General features: G+C 64.9%; 20 protein-coding genes, 1 pseudogene and 1 riboswitch. Of the genes and pseudogenes, 12 read left to right on the top strand and 9 right to left on the bottom strand.

Annotated features, from left to right (window positions below; genetic code table 11):
• Both Q4543_RS16420 and Q4543_RS16415 read right to left on the bottom strand, forming a co-directional pair.
• Window positions 1-77, bottom strand: a pseudogene (locus Q4543_RS16420) (elongation factor Tu); the annotation flags it as partial.
• Between the two features lie 117 nt (window positions 78-194).
• Window positions 195-803, bottom strand: a complete 609-nt coding sequence (locus Q4543_RS16415; RefSeq protein ID WP_368502163.1) for a hypothetical protein — start codon at window positions 801-803, stop codon at window positions 195-197.
• A 183-nt stretch (window positions 804-986) separates the two neighbouring features.
• On the opposite strand from Q4543_RS16415, the gene Q4543_RS16410 reads away from it, so the two are divergent.
• Complete coding sequence (locus Q4543_RS16410) at window positions 987-1,565, top strand: hypothetical protein (protein ID WP_303439950.1); 579 nt, start codon at window positions 987-989, stop codon at window positions 1,563-1,565.
• Between the two features lies 1 nt (window position 1,566).
• Here Q4543_RS16410 and Q4543_RS16405 read toward each other — a convergent pair whose 3' ends face one another.
• Window positions 1,567-1,974, bottom strand: a complete 408-nt coding sequence (locus tag Q4543_RS16405) for a universal stress protein (protein WP_303439947.1) — start codon at window positions 1,972-1,974, stop codon at window positions 1,567-1,569.
• Between the two features lie 267 nt (window positions 1,975-2,241).
• Here Q4543_RS16405 and Q4543_RS16400 point away from each other — a divergent pair, with 267 nt between their 5' ends.
• Window positions 2,242-2,937, top strand: coding sequence for a response regulator transcription factor (locus Q4543_RS16400; RefSeq protein ID WP_303439944.1), 696 nt, complete (start codon window positions 2,242-2,244; stop codon window positions 2,935-2,937).
• Between the two features lie 54 nt (window positions 2,938-2,991).
• On the opposite strand, the gene Q4543_RS16395 is transcribed toward Q4543_RS16400, so the two are convergent.
• Window positions 2,992-3,312, bottom strand: coding sequence for an antibiotic biosynthesis monooxygenase (locus tag Q4543_RS16395; protein ID WP_303439942.1), 321 nt, complete (start codon window positions 3,310-3,312; stop codon window positions 2,992-2,994).
• Window positions 3,313-3,501: 189 nt separating this feature from the next.
• On the opposite strand from Q4543_RS16395, the gene Q4543_RS16390 reads away from it, so the two are divergent.
• The 6 genes from Q4543_RS16390 (at window position 3,502) to Q4543_RS16365 (ending at window position 7,643) form a co-directional block, all read left to right on the top strand.
• On the top strand, window positions 3,502-4,212 hold the full coding sequence (locus Q4543_RS16390; protein ID WP_216002073.1) for a DUF484 family protein: 711 nt from the start codon (window positions 3,502-3,504) through the stop codon (window positions 4,210-4,212).
• Window positions 4,209-5,135, top strand: coding sequence for a tyrosine recombinase XerC (locus tag Q4543_RS16385; RefSeq protein ID WP_303439939.1), 927 nt, complete (start codon window positions 4,209-4,211; stop codon window positions 5,133-5,135). Before Q4543_RS16390 ends, Q4543_RS16385 begins: the two co-directional genes overlap by 4 nt.
• 131 nt (window positions 5,136-5,266) lie before the next feature.
• Window positions 5,267-5,872 carry a glutathione S-transferase gene (locus Q4543_RS16380; RefSeq protein WP_303439938.1) on the top strand — a complete coding sequence of 202 codons (606 nt, stop codon included), beginning with the start codon at window positions 5,267-5,269 and terminating at the stop codon, window positions 5,870-5,872.
• A 64-nt stretch (window positions 5,873-5,936) separates the two neighbouring features.
• A complete protein-coding gene (locus tag Q4543_RS16375; RefSeq protein ID WP_303439935.1) occupies window positions 5,937-6,608 on the top strand; it encodes a phosphatidylserine decarboxylase in 672 nt (223 codons plus the stop codon).
• Entirely contained in the window at window positions 6,601-7,353 is a 753-nt protein-coding gene (gene pssA, locus Q4543_RS16370; RefSeq protein ID WP_216002069.1) for a CDP-diacylglycerol--serine O-phosphatidyltransferase, read from the top strand. Before Q4543_RS16375 ends, pssA begins: the two co-directional genes overlap by 8 nt.
• On the top strand, window positions 7,353-7,643 hold the full coding sequence (locus Q4543_RS16365) for an alkylphosphonate utilization protein (protein ID WP_303439932.1): 291 nt from the start codon (window positions 7,353-7,355) through the stop codon (window positions 7,641-7,643). The genes pssA and Q4543_RS16365 overlap by 1 nt, the downstream gene beginning before the upstream one ends.
• A gap of 56 nt (window positions 7,644-7,699) precedes the next feature.
• On the opposite strand, the gene Q4543_RS16360 is transcribed toward Q4543_RS16365, so the two are convergent.
• Window positions 7,700-8,359 (bottom strand): outer membrane protein, encoded by a 660-nt coding sequence (locus Q4543_RS16360; protein WP_303439931.1) that lies wholly within the window; start codon window positions 8,357-8,359, stop codon window positions 7,700-7,702.
• A gap of 220 nt (window positions 8,360-8,579) precedes the next feature.
• Between Q4543_RS16360 and petA the strand changes: the two genes are divergently transcribed.
• From petA to Q4543_RS16345, 3 genes are read left to right on the top strand one after another with little or no spacing between them, the layout of a single operon-like run.
• Entirely contained in the window at window positions 8,580-9,155 is a 576-nt protein-coding gene (gene petA, locus Q4543_RS16355) for a ubiquinol-cytochrome c reductase iron-sulfur subunit (protein WP_303439929.1), read from the top strand.
• Window positions 9,156-9,166: 11 nt separating this feature from the next.
• Window positions 9,167-10,495, top strand: coding sequence for a cytochrome b (petB, locus tag Q4543_RS16350; RefSeq protein ID WP_303439925.1), 1,329 nt, complete (start codon window positions 9,167-9,169; stop codon window positions 10,493-10,495).
• A gap of 17 nt (window positions 10,496-10,512) precedes the next feature.
• A complete protein-coding gene (locus Q4543_RS16345; RefSeq protein WP_216002064.1) occupies window positions 10,513-11,295 on the top strand; it encodes a cytochrome c1 in 783 nt (260 codons plus the stop codon).
• A 304-nt stretch (window positions 11,296-11,599) separates the two neighbouring features.
• Here the strand turns inward: Q4543_RS16345 and Q4543_RS16340 are convergent, their stop codons facing one another.
• From Q4543_RS16340 to Q4543_RS16330, 3 genes are read right to left on the bottom strand one after another with little or no spacing between them, the layout of a single operon-like run.
• Window positions 11,600-12,298 carry an ATP-binding cassette domain-containing protein gene (locus Q4543_RS16340; protein WP_303439919.1) on the bottom strand — a complete coding sequence of 233 codons (699 nt, stop codon included), beginning with the start codon at window positions 12,296-12,298 and terminating at the stop codon, window positions 11,600-11,602.
• On the bottom strand, window positions 12,285-13,799 hold the full coding sequence (locus Q4543_RS16335) for a thiamine/thiamine pyrophosphate ABC transporter permease ThiP (protein WP_303439917.1): 1,515 nt from the start codon (window positions 13,797-13,799) through the stop codon (window positions 12,285-12,287). Before Q4543_RS16335 ends, Q4543_RS16340 begins: the two co-directional genes overlap by 14 nt.
• A gap of 9 nt (window positions 13,800-13,808) precedes the next feature.
• Window positions 13,809-14,792: a thiamine ABC transporter substrate binding subunit gene (locus tag Q4543_RS16330; protein ID WP_303439914.1), complete on the bottom strand. Its 984-nt coding sequence runs from the start codon at window positions 14,790-14,792 to the stop codon at window positions 13,809-13,811.
• Window positions 14,793-14,842: 50 nt separating this feature from the next.
• A riboswitch (TPP riboswitch) is annotated at window positions 14,843-14,942 on the bottom strand.
• A gap of 94 nt (window positions 14,943-15,036) precedes the next feature.
• Here Q4543_RS16330 and aroC point away from each other — a divergent pair.
• The gene (aroC, locus tag Q4543_RS16325; protein ID WP_303439912.1) at window positions 15,037-16,137 is read left to right on the top strand and encodes a chorismate synthase; all 1,101 of its coding nucleotides are present in this window, start codon (window positions 15,037-15,039) and stop codon (window positions 16,135-16,137) included.
• 98 nt (window positions 16,138-16,235) lie between these two features.
• On the opposite strand, the gene Q4543_RS16320 is transcribed toward aroC, so the two are convergent.
• Complete coding sequence (locus Q4543_RS16320; protein ID WP_303439909.1) at window positions 16,236-17,102, bottom strand: DMT family transporter; 867 nt, start codon at window positions 17,100-17,102, stop codon at window positions 16,236-16,238.
• Between the last annotated feature and the right edge of the window lie 100 nt (window positions 17,103-17,202).

The following is a 17,202-nucleotide window of genomic DNA, read 5'->3' as shown; positions in this document are numbered from 1 at the left end:
GTCTTGCCGTGGTCAACGTGCCCGATCGTGCCGATGTTGCAGTGCGGTTTGTTCCGCGCAAACTTTTCCTTTGCCATCTTCTAAAGACGCCTCGCCTTTTTCAGGGGCCCTACGTGACCCGGTTTCGCATCGCGGGCCGTTTATTTGCTTGCAATGGGAAAATCAAGCGTTTGATGCATCGCCCGCTCGCAAGATTAGCCGGCGGTTGCCGTCGCGTCCGGCGCGGAGTCGGAAAGCACCGGCTTGCCCGCGTCGGGCCCGCCGAACCAACCCTCGGTTTTCTGCATCCGGCGCATCCATTTTTCGATCTGCAAGGCGACATTGGCCGACAGGTTGCGCATCTGCTCTTGTTTGGACTGGGTCAGGCCAGAGCCCACAGCGGTTTCCGCCGACAGGCTTTCCAGCGCGGTGATCTGCTCGGGCTCGGCGTTGAGCTTGGCCTGAGTCGCGTCGTCCCAGACGGTGACATTCACGATCAGCGCCGATTTCGGGCTGAGCACCAGCGGGATACCCGGCTGCGCCAGCACGTAGCCTTCGACACTCACGCCAAGGTGATAGAACTGATCGCCGTCCTGTCGACGAAACCGCTCTTCGAGCGCGCTGTCCACCGAAGCGATCCAATCCTCGGTGCTGGCCTCGCGCGACAGCGGCCCCATGACCATGTTCGGTGCCACCACCATCGCGTGCCCCAGCTTGAAATCGCCGATCGGCTCCGTCGGTTTGTCCAAGTCTGACTGGCCGTTGGCGCAGGCCGCAAGACCACAGACAAGCGCAAGCGCGGGGAAAAGGCGTGTCAGGGGCATGTTGGATCTCGCTGGGCAATCGGCGTTGTCTTCGCATAGCCCAACCGGCCCCTTGCGCGCAACGCCCCGCCCGGTGCACTGCGTCCTCGCGGCAACGCCTCTGCCCCGCCGCACAGGATTCCTCTTGCCCGCGCCGCCGCGCATGCCAGTTTGCCCGCCGTACCCAGCAGCCGAGACTTCGCCTTGCCCAGACTCCCCCGCCTTGTCGCCGCGCTTTTGTTTGCGCTGACCGCCGCCGCCTGTTCCGTTCCCGACCCGCAGGACCTGCCGCGCCCCGCGCCGCGCGATGTCGCCGCGCTGGCGCAGGCGATCACCGACCTTGGCCCGCAGGTCGACCCCGACGAAGCGCGGCGCATGGCGCGCATCGCCTATGATTACCCGCTGCGTCTGGCCGTCGAGTATCAGGTCGAGGACAGGCCGATCATCCACAACATGAAGGTCAATCAGGGGCTGAAGCCGCGCGGGCTGTGCTATCAATGGGCCGACGATCTTGAATCCCGGCTGAGCGCCGAGGGCTTCCAGACGCTGGAGCTGCAACGCGCCATCGCCAATTCCGAAAGCGCCATCCGGATCGAGCACAGCACCGTCATCGTCACCGCTCCCGGCGCCAGCCTGTATGACGGCATCGTGCTGGACCCTTGGCGCAATGGCGGCGTCTTGTTCTGGGACAAGGTGCGCGACGATACGCGCTACCCGTGGCTGCCGCGCGAAGAGGTGTTCAAGCGCAAGCGCGCCCGCTTTGGCGAAGCGCGCGCGCAGTGATTCAGCGCAGAACGTGCACGCCGCATTTGGCGTGCCGCACCACCGTGGTCGCGGTCGAGCCTATGAGGATGTCGCTCATTCCCGGCCGGTGCGAGGCGATGACGATCATGTCGACCCCATTTTCCTCGGCATAATCAAGGATGGTGCGCCCGGAGTGGCCTTCGACCACAACGCCGCGCGCATGGTCCAGCCGCGCCGCCAGCGCGTCCAGTTCGGCCTGCACCGCCTTGCGCGAACTGACCTGATAGTCAGGAGGCATGTAGCTGATGGCATAGCCCGGAATATGCTCCATCACATGCAGCAGGGTGATGGTCGAATCGTCATCTGCAAGGCGGCGGGCCACGGCAAGCGCGGCTTCGGCCTTGGCGTCGCTGTCAAAGGCGATGGGCACGAGGATGGTCTTGTACATCTGGGGTCTCCTGTTCTCTCCACCCGCAGGGATGCCCTATTCCAAAAAAGACAGCATTGATCCAAATCACCCCGGGCGCGGCGATGGCCGACCACCTTTGCGCCACAATTGATGTCTAGAACCGGTTTCACTGACGCAGAACGCGCTGCATCCCGACTTGGAACAATTCGAAAAGAATGTTCGTAAACAAAAGGTTGAGATGACCGGCAGACGGGCCTTAGGGCCCGGGCCGATGTAGCCAACGACAAGCGTTCAGGAGCACGAAAGATGCGTTATCTCATTGCCGAAACGAGCTGGAAGATGGTGAGCCTTGCCAAGGCGGTCTCGGATTGCGGAACCCTCGTGACGCATTGCGAGGCCGGCGACGCCATCGAGGATTTCCACAAGATCGGCGAACATGACCTTGTCGCCCTCGATGCCAGCCAGCTGCTGCGCGGCACCTCGCTGTGTCGCCTGCGCGCGCTGCACCCCCACACCCCCATCGTGCTGATCGCCCGCGACCCGGTGCCCGAGCAGATCGCGGCATGGCTGATGGCCGGAGCCGACACCGTCATCGACGAAGCCGCAGCACTGCCCGAGATGATCGCCCAGATCGATTGCGTGGCGCGCCGGGCGCAGGGCATCGCCCGCCCGCTGCTGGAATGCGGCCCGCTGACCTTCGACCTCGAAGCGCGGCGCGCTCATCTGGGCGATGTCACCCTGTCGCTGTCGCCGAAGCTCTATGAGATTCTGGAATACCTGGTGCTGCGTCCGGGTCGGCTTGCGTCCCGAGAGGCCCTGCTCAGCCACGTCTATGGCTTTGAAAACGAACCGGCCCCGCGGGTGTTCGATGTCTACATGTGCAACCTGCGCTCGCATCTTTCGGGCATCGCCGGAACGGTCCGGATCGCGACCGTGCGCGGCGCGGGCTACCGGCTCGACGTGCAGGATCCATCGCGCTCGAACAACCCCCTCGCGGCCTGACCCGATCCCGCAGCTGCCGCACGGCCCTGCGTGCGGCAGCCCTTCGCAGGAGGCTCAGCCGTACACCGCCGCCACGTCATACATCACCGGCTCGAAGCTGCGGCACATCTCGTGGATGCGCCGGTTGCGTTCCCGCATCTCTGCGCTGCGCAACATGGCCTGGAAATCCTCGCGCCGCTGCCATTGCGAATAATTCGCGATCCGGGTCTGCGCGTCGTTCACATGCAGCCCCGCGCTGATGAACCCCGGCTGTTTCGAGATAAAGGCGGCATAGGCGTCCTGCAGCGCCTCGAGCAGATCATGACAGGTGCCGGGCGTGGTCTCGAAGGTGGTGATCACGGTCTGGCACCCGCTGGGGTGGGTGATGTCGGGCATTATAGCTCCTCCTCTTGCCACGCCAGTCTGGCACGGCGCGCGCGCGGCTCCAAATGCCGTGATCGGGCCGATGCGCAACAATCGGATGAAAGCTGGCGACCGGTTTCGCAAAAAAGGGCGCGCGGCGGCGGGGGCTCTGCTACGGTCGGGTAAAAATCGGCATAAAAATAACAAGCAGACGGACAGGCCATGAGCAGCAGCACCCTGACGATCGACGATTCCCTGCGCGAAGAAATCATCTTGCGCCCGGACATGATACTGGATGACCGCGACCTGATGCAGGCGCTGATCGCCGCCAATGAACGCGCGATGGGCGGCAATATCGTCGATCTGCGCGGCATCGCGATGGAACGACTCGAAGCGCGGCTCGACCGGCTCGAAGACACCCACCGCGGCGTCATCGCGGCGGCCTATGAGAACCTTGCGGGCACCAACCAGATTCACCGCGCCGTGTTGCGGATGCTCGATCCGCTGGAATTCGAACCTTTCCTGCGCGATCTGGGCGGCGAAGTTGCCGACATCCTGCGGGTCGACCGCGTGCGCCTGCTGCTGGAATCGGCGCAAAACGACAGCGACCCGGCGATCCGGCGGCTGGGCGAGGTGCTGTCGGTGGCCGAGCCGGGGTTCATCGAAAGCTATGTTTCGGACGGTCGCGGCGCGCCCCGCCGCCCGGTGGTGCTGCGCCAGTTGGCCGAGGGCGACCCGGCGATCTTTGGCGATGCGGCGGCATGGGTGCGCTCCGAAGCCTGCCTGCGGCTTGATTTCGGCGCGGGCCGCCTGCCGGGGCTGCTGGTGCTTGGCTCGGAAGATCCGCATATGTTCACCCCGCAACAGGGCACCGATCTGCTGGCCTTTTTCGCCGGGGTGTTCGAGCGCGCCATGCGGCGCTGGCTGTCATGACGCTGATCATCACTCCGGCGGCGCGCGACGCGCTGGAGACATGGCTCGAACAGGCCCGCGCGCTCAAGGGCACGTCCGAGAACACCATCACCGCCTATCGCGCCGACGTGGTCGAATTCATCGCTTTCCTGACGGCGCATCATGCCGAGCCGCAGGGGTTGTCGCCGCTGGCGAAGGTGACGACACCGGACATGCGCGCCTTCATGGCGCATCTGCGCGGCACCGGCATCGGGCCGCGCTCGGCGGCGCGCAAGCTGTCGGCGGTCAAGACCTTCTACCGCTGGCTGGCCGAACGCGAAGGCTTCGAGCCGACGGCGGTGCTGCTGGCCCGCGCGCCGAAATTCCAGAAAAAGCTGCCCCGCCCGCTGGAGATCAAGGATGCGCGGGCGATGATCGACACCGTGTCGCTGCAATCGCAAAAAGCATGGGTCGGCGCGCGCGATGCAGCGGTGGTGACGCTGCTATACGGCTGCGGGCTGCGGATCTCCGAGGCGCTGGGGCTGACCGGGCGCGACTGGCCGATGGGCGACAGCCTGCGCATCGTCGGCAAGGGCAACAAGGAACGCATCGTGCCAGTGCTGCCGGTGGCGCGGCGGGCGGTCGCGGCCTATCTCGAGATCGCGCCATGGGCCGTCGAGCCGGACAAACCGCTGTTTCGCGGCGTCAAGGGCGGCGCGCTGAACCCGCGCATCGTGCAAAAGGCGACCGAGCGCACCCGGATGCAGCTGGGCCTGCCCGCCAGTGCGACCCCCCATGCCATGCGCCACAGCTTTGCCACGCATCTGCTGTCGGCGGGCGGCGATCTGCGCGAGATTCAGGAATTGCTCGGCCATGCCTCGCTGTCGACAACGCAGGCCTATACGGCGGTCGATCAGGTGCATCTGATGAAGGTCTACGAGGCGACGCATCCCAAGGCTGGCTGAGTTGCGGGCCAGAACCCCTGGTTAAAAAGCCAGGACGCCCCGCGACCGCGACAAACCGCAAATCTTTTGCAAAAGGAATTGCTCCGCCCTGAGCGCGCGCCTACCTTCCGCGCAAAGCAAGGAAGCCACCGATGAAACTGCTGAAATCCCCCGCCTCGCCCTTCGTCCGCAAGGTCATGGTGACATTGCACGAAACCGGTCAGCTTGACGAGGTCGAGCTGATCGACGTTGCCAACACCCCGCTGTCGCCCGACAGCGCCGTGGCCGCCGCCAACCCTGTCGGCAAGATCCCCGCGCTGATCCGCCACGATGCGCCGACGCTTTACGACAGCCGCGTCATCTGTCGCTTTCTCGACCAGCGCGCCAAGGCCGGGCTGTACCCGGACAAGCGCCTGTTCGACACGCTGACGCTAGAGGCGACCGCCGATGGCATGCTGGAAGCTGCCGTGTTGATCATCTACGAGGAACGCTTCCGCCCGCGCGAGCAGGTGTCGATGGACTGGATCGAAGGCCAGTGGCTCAAGGTCTCGCGGGCGCTGGACGCGCTGGAAACCCGCTGGATGAGCCATCTGGCCGGGCGGCTCGACATGGGGCAGATCGCCATCGGCTGCGCGCTTGGCTATCTCGATTTCCGCCATGACGCCCGCAAATGGCGCACCGGGCACGATTCGCTTGCTGCATGGTACGAAGGTTTCGCGCAGCGCCCGGCGATGATCGCCACCACGCCACACGGCTGAGCAGGGCTTGCAAGCGGGGCCAGCGGCCCCTATCCCGCCCCAATACGCCAGAGGAGGCCAGCCCATGCGGATGCGTGACACGTTCATCAAGCCAATGCACCCCGAAGGACGCAAGTTCGTCGCGATCTTCGCCGTCATATCGCTGATCCTGTTCCTGATCTGGGAGCCGCTTGGCTGGATCGGCGTCGGGCTGACGGTCTGGTGCTATTACTTCTTTCGCGACCCCGAGCGGGTCACCCCCACCCGTCCCGGCCTTGTCGTCAGCCCCGCCGATGGCGTGGTGTCACTGATAGAACCGGCGATCCCACCTGCCGAGCTTGGCATGCCCGCCGAGCCGCTGACCCGCGTGTCGGTGTTCATGTCGGTGTTCAACTGCCACGTGAACCGCTCGCCCGTCGAAGGCGAGCTGGTCACCATGGCCTATCGCCCCGGCAAATTCCTCAACGCCTCGCTCGACAAGGCCTCCGAGGATAACGAGCGTAACGCCCTGCGCATCCGCCTTGCCGACGGGCGCGAAATCGCCGTGGTTCAGATTGCGGGGCTCGTGGCGCGGCGCATCATGTGGTGGAAGAAGGACGGCGACTTCCTGCACCGGGGCGAACGTTTCGGGCTGATCCGCTTTGGCTCGCGGCTGGATGTCTACCTGCCGCACGGGGTCGAGCCGCTGGTGCGCATCGGCCAGACCATGTGCGCCGGGGAAACCGTTCTGGCGGATCTTGGTTTGCGCGATGAATGAACCCCAAGCCACCGAAAAGCTGACGCTGATCCAGCTGCTGCCCAACATGCTGACGGTGATCGCCATTTGCGCCGGCATGACCGCCGTGCGCTTTGGGTTGCAGGGCAGTTACGAGATCGCGGTGCAGCTGATCCTGCTGGCCGCCGTGCTCGATGGCATGGATGGCCGCCTCGCCCGCGCGCTGAAATCGGAATCCGGCATGGGGGCAGAGCTCGACAGCCTCGCGGATTTCTTCAACTTCGGCGTCGCGCCGGGGATGTTGCTGTATAATTGGGCGCTCACCGACAGCCGCAGCTTTGGCTGGCTCGCGGTTCTGGCCTTTGCCGTCTGCGCCTGCGTCCGGCTTGCCCGTTTCAACGTGCAGCGCAAATCCGAAGACAAGGCGCATGACAATGCGTTTTTCACCGGGGTGCCCTCGCCTGCCGGGGCGCTACTGGTGATGCTGCCGATGTACCTGTCCTTCGGGCTGGGCACCGGGCCGCTGCTGCCCGATGTCATTCTGGCGCTGTGGATGGTGATCTGCGGACTGTCGATGATCAGCCGCTTTCCGACATGGTCGTTCAAGACCACCCGCATTCCGCGCAAAAGCGCCAAGTTCTTCCTTGTCGCGGTGGCACTGGCCGGGGCGGCGGCGGTAACCTATGCGTGGATCACGCTGGTGATCTTTTGCATCGCCTATATTGCGGCGGTGATCATCATGCTGCCGCGCGCACGACGCCGTATGGGCAAAGGAGCACCCGAGTGATGTCAGACGAAGACTGGGTCTACAACGAGACAACCGGCGAATGGGGCCCTGCCTCTGACGTAGCCGAAGCGCCGGTGATCGAGGTCCGCGATGCCGCCGGAACGCTTCTGGCGGATGGCGATCAGGTGGTGCTGGTCAAGGATCTGAAGGTCAAGGGCGCGCGGCAGACGCTCAAGCAGGGAACGGTGATCCGGTCGATCCGGCTGACCGACAACCCCGATGAGATCGACTGCCGTCACGACGCCATCAAGGGCCTTGTGCTGCGCACCGAATTCGTCCGCAAGCGCTGAATTTAAAATGAAAAAGCGCCCCTCGCAGGGGGCGCTTTCAACATCGCCGGATGGCGTCAGAATTTCATGGTGATGCCGACGTTCAGCGCGTTGGTCTTGACGTCGACATTCATCGACCCGTCGCCATCAAGATCGGCCTCGTTGCTCGAATAGGTGAACTGGTATTCCCCAAACGCGGCAAAGCGATCGTTGATCGGATAGCTCACGCCCGCGGTCAGACGCATCGCCGGGCCGGTCAGCTGATAGCCATAGGTCTTGTCGCCGCTGGTGGTTTCCACATCGACATGCGGCACTGCGATACCAAGGCCACCGCCGACATAGGGCGTCGCCTTACCCCATTGCATCGGCCAGCGCTTCATCGCGTTCACCGTGACGATGTTCAGACCATCGGTCAGCTCCATCCGCGAAAAGCCGATATCCTCGCGCTCGTCCTCGGGGGCGTAGACCTTGTCATGAGAGAATTCGAGCCCGAAGCCGAGGGTGTCGGTGGTCCACCACGTGCCACGAATACCGTAGTAGATCGGCATCGAGAAGCTCTTGCCTTCCCAGCCGATCAGCTTGTCATAGCTCCCGCCCCCCGGATAATCGCCGGACACCCGGCTGTGCGGCGAGGTCTGGTAGCCGGTGTAGATCGAAAGTTCGAGGTCCTGCGCGGCGGATTGCGACGCAGCAAGGGCGGCCATGGAAACGGTCGCGGCGAGAATCAGTGTTTTCATGGAGGCGCTCCGGGAGCTGTGAGGGCGGGGACAAGGGCACATAACCCCTACCCACTCCGGGTTTCAATTGCGACACATGCGCACGAAAGGCGATCACAACTTCATGATCGCTTTACGGACACATTTCAGACCGCTAAACACGCTGACGGAAAGCCGTATCGGGACGCGGCTACCTAAGGGATTCCGGCCTTGGCCGGAACTGAGGATTGGAGAACACCCCGTGACACAAGCTGAAGATCACGAAGGCACTCGCAGAGACTTTCTGTACTACGCCACCGCCGGTGCCGGCGTCGTGGCAACCGGCGCCGCCGTCTGGCCGCTGGTGAACCAGATGAACCCGTCGGCGGACGTGCGCGCGCTCAGCACCATCCGGGTCGACGTGTCCGGTGTCGAAACCGGCACGCAGCTGACGGTGAAATGGCTCGGCAAGCCGGTGTTCATCCGCCGCCGCTCCGAGGTTGAAATCGAAGCCGCACAAGGCGTCGAGATGAGCGCGCTGGTCGATGCGCAGGCGCGGAATGCCAACGTGCCCGACGGATCGGACGCCACCGACGCCAACCGCACGCTGGATGAGGCCGGCGAATGGCTGGTGATGATGGGCGTGTGCACGCATCTTGGCTGCGTGCCGCTGGGCAACGCTGGCGATTTCACCGCTGGCGGCACGGGCGGCTGGTTCTGCCCCTGCCACGGCTCGCATTACGATACTTCGGGCCGCATCCGCAAAGGCCCGGCGCCGCAGAACCTTCCGGTTCCCGTCGCGGAATTCGTCGAAGAAACCACCATTCTTCTGGGATAAGGGAGGGGCGAATGTCCGGTATTCCGCACGACCATTACGAGCCGAAGACAAGTGCCGAACGCTGGCTGCACAAGCGGCTTCCGATTGTCGGTCTTCTTGTCGACACCATCATGATCCCCACGCCCAAGAACCTGAACTGGATGTGGATCTGGGGCATCATCCTGACCTTCTGTCTGGCGCTTCAGATCATCACCGGCATTGTGCTGGTGATGCATTACACGCCGCATGTGGACATGGCCTTTGCGTCGGTCGAACACATCATGCGCGACGTCAACGGCGGCTATATGCTGCGCTATCTGCATGCCAACGGCGCATCGCTGTTCTTTGTCGCGGTCTACCTGCACATCTTCCGCGGGCTGTATTACGGCAGCTACAAATCCCCGCGCGAGGTGACGTGGATCGTCGGGATGCTGATCTACCTGTGCATGATGGGCACCGCCTTCATGGGCTACGTGCTTCCCTGGGGGCAGATGTCCTTCTGGGGCGCGACGGTGATCACCGGCCTGTTCGGCGCCATCCCCTTTGTCGGCGAGGCGCTTCAGACATGGCTGCTCGGCGGACCGGCTGTCGATAACGCCACGCTCAACCGCTTCTTCTCGCTGCACTATCTGCTGCCCTTTGTCATCGCGGCGCTGGTGGCGGTGCATATCTGGGCCTTCCACACCACGGGCAACAACAACCCCACCGGGGTCGAGGTGCGCCGCGGGTCCAAGGCCGAGGCTGAAAAGGACACCGTGCCGTTCTGGCCCTATTACGTCATCAAGGACGTGTTCGCGCTGGCGATCATCCTCGCGGTGTTCTGGGCCATCGTCGGCTTCATGCCGAACTACCTCGGTCACCCGGACAACTACCTCGAAGCGAACCCGCTTTCGACGCCGGCGCATATCGTGCCCGAATGGTATTTCCTGCCGTTCTACGCGATCCTGCGCGCCTTCACCTCGGAAGTCTGGGTGGTGCAGATCGCCAGCTTCGTCACCGGCGGCATCGTCGATGCCAAGTTCTTTGGTGTGCTCGCGATGTTCGGCGCGATCATTGCCATGGCGCTGGCGCCCTGGCTCGACACCTCGTCGGTGCGCTCGGGCAAGTACCGCCCGCAGTTCAAGTGGTGGTTCTGGCTTCTGGTGATCGACTTCATCGCGCTGATGTGGCTTGGCGCCATGCCCGCCGAAGAGCCCTATGCCAGCTTCTCGCTGATCGGTGCGGCCTACTGGTTCGGCTATTTCTTCGTGATCCTGCCGCTGCTGGGCGTGTTCGAAAAGCCGCTGCCGCAGCCCGCGACCATCGAGGAAGACTTCGAAAGCCATTACGGCAAGTCCTCGACCAAGACACCGGCCGAGTGAGAGAAAGGACAGAAATCATGTTCAGAAAACTTGCCCTTTCGTCCGCAGTGGTCCTCGGCCTTGCCGGCAGCGCCTTTGCTGCCGGAGAAGGCGGCCATGTCGAGGATTTCGACTTCTCGTTCGAAGGCCCGTTTGGTGCCTTCGATCAGGCCCAGCTTCAGCGCGGCTTGCAGGTCTTTACCGAGGTCTGCTCGGCCTGCCACGGTCTGCGCTACGTGCCCTTGCGCAGCCTCGGCGACGAGGGCGGCCCGCATTTCTCGGAAGACGAGGTCCGGGCCTACGCGGCGCAGAACTTCGAGATCTTCGACGCCGAGCTGGATGATTACCGCCCCGCGACCCCGACCGACCATTTCCCGGTCAATGATGGGGTAGGCGCACCTGACCTGTCGCTGATGGCAAAGGCACGCGCCGGCTTTCATGGCCCCTATGGCACTGGCCTGAACCAGCTGTTCAAGGGCATGGGCGGGGCGGAATACATCGCGTCTATCCTCACCGGCTACACGGGCGAGGAAAAGGTCGAAGCAGGCACCACCTTCTACGAGAACACCGCCTTTTCGACCGGATGGATCGCCATGGCCCCACCGCTTATGGGCGAAGACGTGGAATATGCCGACGGCCATTCCAACGCGCTGGACCACGAGGCGCAGGACGTCGCGGCCTTCCTGATGTGGGCGGCAGAGCCGAAAATGATGGCGCGCAAGCAGGCAGGCTTTACCGGGGTGATCTTCCTCGTGATCCTCGCCTCGCTGCTATACCTGACCAACAAGCGTCTCTGGCGTCCGATCAAACACAAGCTCTGAGTTCACGTGAAACAAGATGTCCTGCCGCGCGGCGGCAGGGCATGACCTGAAGCTGGCGCGCGCGCCGCGCCAGTTTGCCCCTCAGCATTTTCGCTGGTGCGACGCTGTGACGGCCTGCCAGCGTTCAGCCACAACAGCCCTCCTCCTCAGTCCTGCCGCCAATGACGCGCTGTCCCGGCACGCCCGTCACCGGATCAACCACCGATCCAAGCGCCAATGTCGATGCGGCTGGCATTCCTGCAAAACCTGTCGCGCCAGCCCCACCTGCATCACGCGGCAGACCGTCCGCACCGTGCCACAGCGTTTACCGGCCCAGATAGGCGCGCAGCGCGTCGGGCGGATCGGCGAACAGGCGCTGCGTGTCCATGGGTGGCTGCGCAGCGCCCTCCGCCACCAGCACCGTTTCCTGCGCAAATCCCAGCGCATCGCCCGGATCATGGCTGACCAGCAGCACCAGCGCGCCCAGCTCTTGTGCCACGTCGCGCACCAGCGCCAGCATCTCGGATTTGAGCGCCGGGCCAAGCGCCGCGAACGGCTCGTCAAGCGCAATCACCGGCCGCGCCTGAAGCAGCACCCGCGCCAACGCCGCGCGGCTTTGCTGACCGCCCGACAAGGCGCCCGGCTTGCGCCCGCTCATGCCGTCGAGCCCGACGCGGGCCAGCGCTGTCTCGATGGCATCGCGCTCGGCCTGCCGCAGCCCGCCGCCATCTGGGCGCAGGGCCAGCCCGAGATTGCGCAGCAGATCGAGATGCGGGAACAGGTTATTTTCCTGAAACAGCATCGCCACCGGTCTCTGGTTCGGCGGCGCGGCGGTGATGTCCTGCCCCTGCCACAGCACCCGCCCCGATACCGGTGCGAGAAACCCGGCCACGAGGTCGAGCAGGGTCGATTTGCCCGCCCCGGACGGCCCGACAATCGCCACGCGCCGCCCCTGCGGCAGGGCGAAATCGGCCCCGATGGAGAAATCGCCCGTCTGGTAGTGCAGCGCCTCAAGCGTCAACATTCACCCGCCCTCCCCTGTCAAAGATCCAGAACGCCCCGAAGCTGAGGACGAGCAGCAACAGCGCCGCCCCCGAGGCCGCCTCCATCCGGTAGGCCCCCATCAACCGATAGACCTGCAACGGTAGCGTCGCGCGGTTCGGGTCGGCGAACAGCGCGATCACCCCGAGATCGCCCATCGACAGCGCCGCCGTCAGCCCCGCCGCAAAGCCCAGCGGGCGGCGCAGCCGGGGCAGCAGGACCAGCCGCAGCCACGCCAGCGGCGTCAGCCCCAGCGCCTGCGACAGGCGCGCATAGTCATGACGCACCGCCTCGGCCTCGGGGCGCAGGATGCGCAGCGCAAACGGCAGCGAGACCAGCGCGTTGACCAGAACCGTCACCGGCAAGGCAACCGACAGCGGGTTGACGAAGGGCTGCACGATCAGGAACAGGCCGGTGCCCAGCACCAGAGGCGACAGCGCGATGCCCAGAATCCCGATCATCTCGCCGCGCCGTGTTGCCAGTGGCAGCGCCCAGCCGATGCACAGCACGGTCGAGGCCAGCGCCACGGCAATCGAATTGCCCGCCGCCTGCCACGTCCCCGCCCCCAGCAACGCCAGTCCCGGAAGCCCCTTCAGAACCACCATCCCAAGCGGCAGCATCAGGAAAAGCGCCGCCAGTGCCAGCCACGCCGCATCCAGCACCGCGCTTCCGTCCCAGCGCTGCTGCGCCCGGTCGAGGCCAGCGCCAAAGCCCGCCCCGGTGCCCAGCTTCAGCGCCACCAGCCCGGCACATAGCGCCAGCACCAGCTGGATCACCGACAGCAGCGCCGCCCGCCCCAGATCGAAATCAAAGCGTACAGCCTGATAGATCGCCAGCTCGACCGTGGTGGCCCGCGGGCCACCGCCAAGCGCCAGGGCGACGGCAAAGCTCGACAGGCAGATCACGAAAATCACCGCAAAGGCGCCGGGAACGATGCGCAGCAGCATCGGCCATTCGAGGGTGCGGAACATCGCCATCGGTGTCAGCCCCAGCGAGGCCGCCAGCCGAAAGCGTTCTGACGGGATCGCCAGCCACGCCTGAAGCAATAGCCGCACCGCCAAGGGCAGATTGTAGAACACATGCGCCACCAGAACGCCTTGCAGCCCGTAAATCTTTACGCTCGGCAGGCCAAGCAGCCCAAGGCCATCGTTCAGCACGCCGCTGCGACCGAACACCGACAGCAGGCCCAGCACCGCCACGATCACCGGCAGGATGAACGGCGCGCCCATCAACGCCACCAGCGCGCCGCGCCCGCGAAACCGGCGCCGCGCCAGCGCCCGCGCTACCGGGATCGCCAGCAGCACGCTCAGCCCCGCCGACAGCAGCGCCTGCATCAGGGTGAACCGGACCGCCAGCCAGTCGGCGGGGCCGGGCGCGCCGAGGCCTTCGGCCCGCCAGAGCACCGCCGCCACCGGACCAAGGGTCAGCGCCGCCACGGCCAGCCCGGCAACAAGGGCGGGGCCCCGCCCCTGCCAGATCGTCAACGCCAGCCCTTACTGCGACAACGCCGCGCGCCAGGCCTCGATGGCCTTGTCACGCAGATCGGCGGCTTCGTCCTCGGAATAGAACAGCACCGTCTCGGGGATCTGCAATTCCTTGAACCCTTCGGGCCATTTTTCCTGCGGCAGCGCCGCCGGGAACGACCAGTCGCCGGTGGCGATCATCGTCTGAAACGGTTCCGACAGGACGAATTGCATGAAGTCATCGGCCAGTTCGGGCTGATCGGTACTGGCGATCTTTGCCGCGAGCTGCACCATAAAGTAATGCCCCTCGGGGAAGATCGCCGCCTTCTTGGTGCGATCCCCTTCGGCGATGATGTGATAGGCCGGGCTGGCGACGTAGCTCATCACCATGTCGGCCTCGCCATCGGTGAACAGGCCATAGCTTTCCGACCATGTCTTGGTGGCGGTCAGGATCTTGGGGGCAAGCTTGCCCCAAGCCTCTTGCGCGCGATCGCCAAACACCTTTTCGACCCAAAGCACCGTTGCCAGACCGGAAATCGAACTGCGCGGATCCTGAATCACGATGCTGATGTCGTCATCCGCCTCCAGCAGCGCCTCGAAGCTTTCGGGCGGGTTCGGCAGGCGCGTTGTGTCGTAGATGAAGGCCGTGGCGCTATAATCATAGGGCAGGAAAATGTCATCTTCCCACGCCACCGGCAGCGTCAGCGGCGACAGGTCAACCCCGTGCGGCGCGAACAAGCCGCTTTCGCGCGCCTTCTTCGTCACGTCGCTGTTCAGCCCCATGACCACGTCGGCCTCTGTGCGCCCGCCCTCAAGCAGCAGGCGCGGCATCAGATCGCCGGGCGAGAATTGCAGATCGCAGCCGCAGGTCTCTTCGAACATCTCTTCGATCTTCGGGCCGGGGCCCCATTCCGAGGCGATGTAATCCGCCGCGTAAACCGTCAGGACAGGGGTGTCCGCCAGCGCGCCGCTGGCCAGAACGCATCCCGCTGCAAAGGTGATGGCCGTGTTCATGGCATCCTCCATTCTTGCGGCGAGAGGGCAAGACTGGGCTATCCCGGTGATCTGGGTGCCGTCACCTTCCCTCCGCCGGTGTTAACCGGGTCAGGTTCAACGGGTTCGCATTGCGCATCTCAGCCCTCTCAGGCACCCCGAGGTGGGCTGACTCGTAGCGGCGCGTAAGGCCTCTGGCAAGGGGATTTCCCTTGAGACGCGGGCGCGGCTGCCCTAACAGAACCCGTCAGCAGAGGAGCCCGCCATGAGCCTGAACAGTTTCGGCCACCTGTTTCGCGTCACCACTTGGGGCGAAAGCCATGGCCCCGCGCTTGGGGCGACCGTCGATGGCTGCCCGCCGGGCGTTGCCATTGATGAGGCGATGCTTCAGCTCTGGCTCGACCGGCGCAAACCGGGCCAGAACAAATACACTACGCAGCGGCGCGAACCGGATGCGGTGAAGATCCTGTCAGGCGTGTTCCAAGGTGAGACCACCGGCACCCCGGTGCAGCTGATGATCGAAAACACCGACCAGCGGTCGAAGGATTACGGCGAGATCGCCGAGAAATTCCGCCCCGGTCACGCCGACATCACCTATTGGCAGAAATACGGCATCCGCGATTATCGCGGTGGCGGGCGGTCTTCGGCGCGCGAAACGGCGGCGCGGGTTGCCGCTGGCGGGCTGGCGCGGGCCGCGCTGGACATGCTGGCGCCGGGGATCGAGATCACCGGCTACATGGTACAGATGGGCCCGCGCGCCATCGACCGGGCGCGGTTCGATTTGGCGCAGGTGGGCGAAAACCCGTTCTGGTGCCCCGATGCCCAGACCGCTCAGGACTGGGCGGGTGACCTTGATGCGCTGCGCAAGTCGGGCGACAGCATCGGCGCGGTGATCGAGGTGGTGGCCCGCGGCGTCCCCGCCGGGCTGGGCGCGCCGATCTATGGCAAGCTCGACACCGATCTTGCGGCGGCGATGATGTCGATCAACGCGGTGAAAGCGGTCGAGATCGGCGATGGCATGGCCGCTGCCCTGCTGCGCGGGTCGGACAATGCCGACGAGATCTCGATGGGGCCAGACGGGCCGGTCTATAACTCGAACCATGCCGGCGGCATCCTCGGCGGTATTTCCACCGGACAAGACGTCGTGCTGCGCTTTGCCGTCAAACCGACCTCGTCGATCCTCACCACCCGCAAGACGATCACCAAGTCGGGCGAAGATACCGAGATCATCACCAAGGGGCGCCACGATCCCTGCGTCGGCATTCGCGCCGTGCCGGTGGGCGAGGCGATGATGGCCTGTGTCCTGCTTGACCATCTGCTGCTGCATCGCGGACAAATCGGCGAAAACCGCGGCAAGATCGGCTGACCATAACCGCGATGATCCGGCGCGCCCCCGGATCATCGCGCGGCTCGATCAAGAGAGCACTTCAGCGCGCTGACGCTTGGCTCGCTCGTCCGTTCAGATCAGACCGACGCCCGCGCCCGCTGCACGGCGAGAATGCCAACGGTGACAATCGCCACGCCGATTGCATCCCACAGGCTCATGGATTCTCCCAGCAGCAGCGCCGCCAGCCCGACCCCGAACACCGGGTTGAGAAAATGGAAGGTCGCGGCCTGTGTCGCGCCGATGCGGTTTACCAGCAGCATCCACATGAAGGTCGCCGCGACCCCCGGCACCAGCACCGTATAGGAAAAGGCCACGCCAAGCTGCCACGACCAGTCGATGGCAAAGGTCTCGAACGCCAGCGCCAGCGGCCACAACAGCGCGCTGCCCACCAGCATCTGAAGCCCCACGATCATCATCACGTTGCCCCCGCCCGACGCCCCCCGGACCGACAGCGTTGCCAGCGCCAGCGACAGCACCCCGCCGATGCACAGCGCAATGCCCAGCGGGTCCGCGCCGCCCGACAGCCGCGCCCCCATGATGATCGCCACGCCCAGCACCCCGGCCATCAGCCCCGCATAGCCGATGGGTTTCATCCGCTCGCCCAGCCACAGCCAGCTTGCCAGCGCCACGATCAGCGGCATCGCCGACGCGATGATCGAGGCCAGCGACGCCTGCACCGTCTGCATCGCAACGAAGTTCAGCCCAAGGTACAGCGCGTTCTGGCAGATGCCGAAGATGATCGTCGCGCGCCATTGCGGCCGCGTCAGCCGCCATGTCTGCCCCAAGGCAAGCGCGATGACGATGGCGATCACCCCCGACACGAAGAACCGCAGCGCCAGCGCCCCCATCGGCGGTGCGGCCAGCACGATGACCCGCGCCGAAGTAAAGGCCGAGGACCACATGACCGCAAAGGCCAGCCCCATCGTGATCGCGCGCAGGTCCATCGTATATCTCCGTTTGTGTGCCACTGAACGCGGATCGCGGGCAGGGTCAAGCGGAAGGCAGGAATAGTTGGCCTTGCAGGCTGGGGCTGGAGAGTGTCCC

It is taken from the genome of Salipiger sp. 1_MG-2023, assembly GCF_030547555.1.
Classification (GTDB): domain Bacteria; phylum Pseudomonadota; class Alphaproteobacteria; order Rhodobacterales; family Rhodobacteraceae; genus Salipiger.
The sequence above is the reverse complement of the archived record's forward strand: the minus strand, read 5'-3'. Positions and strand labels throughout refer to the sequence as shown.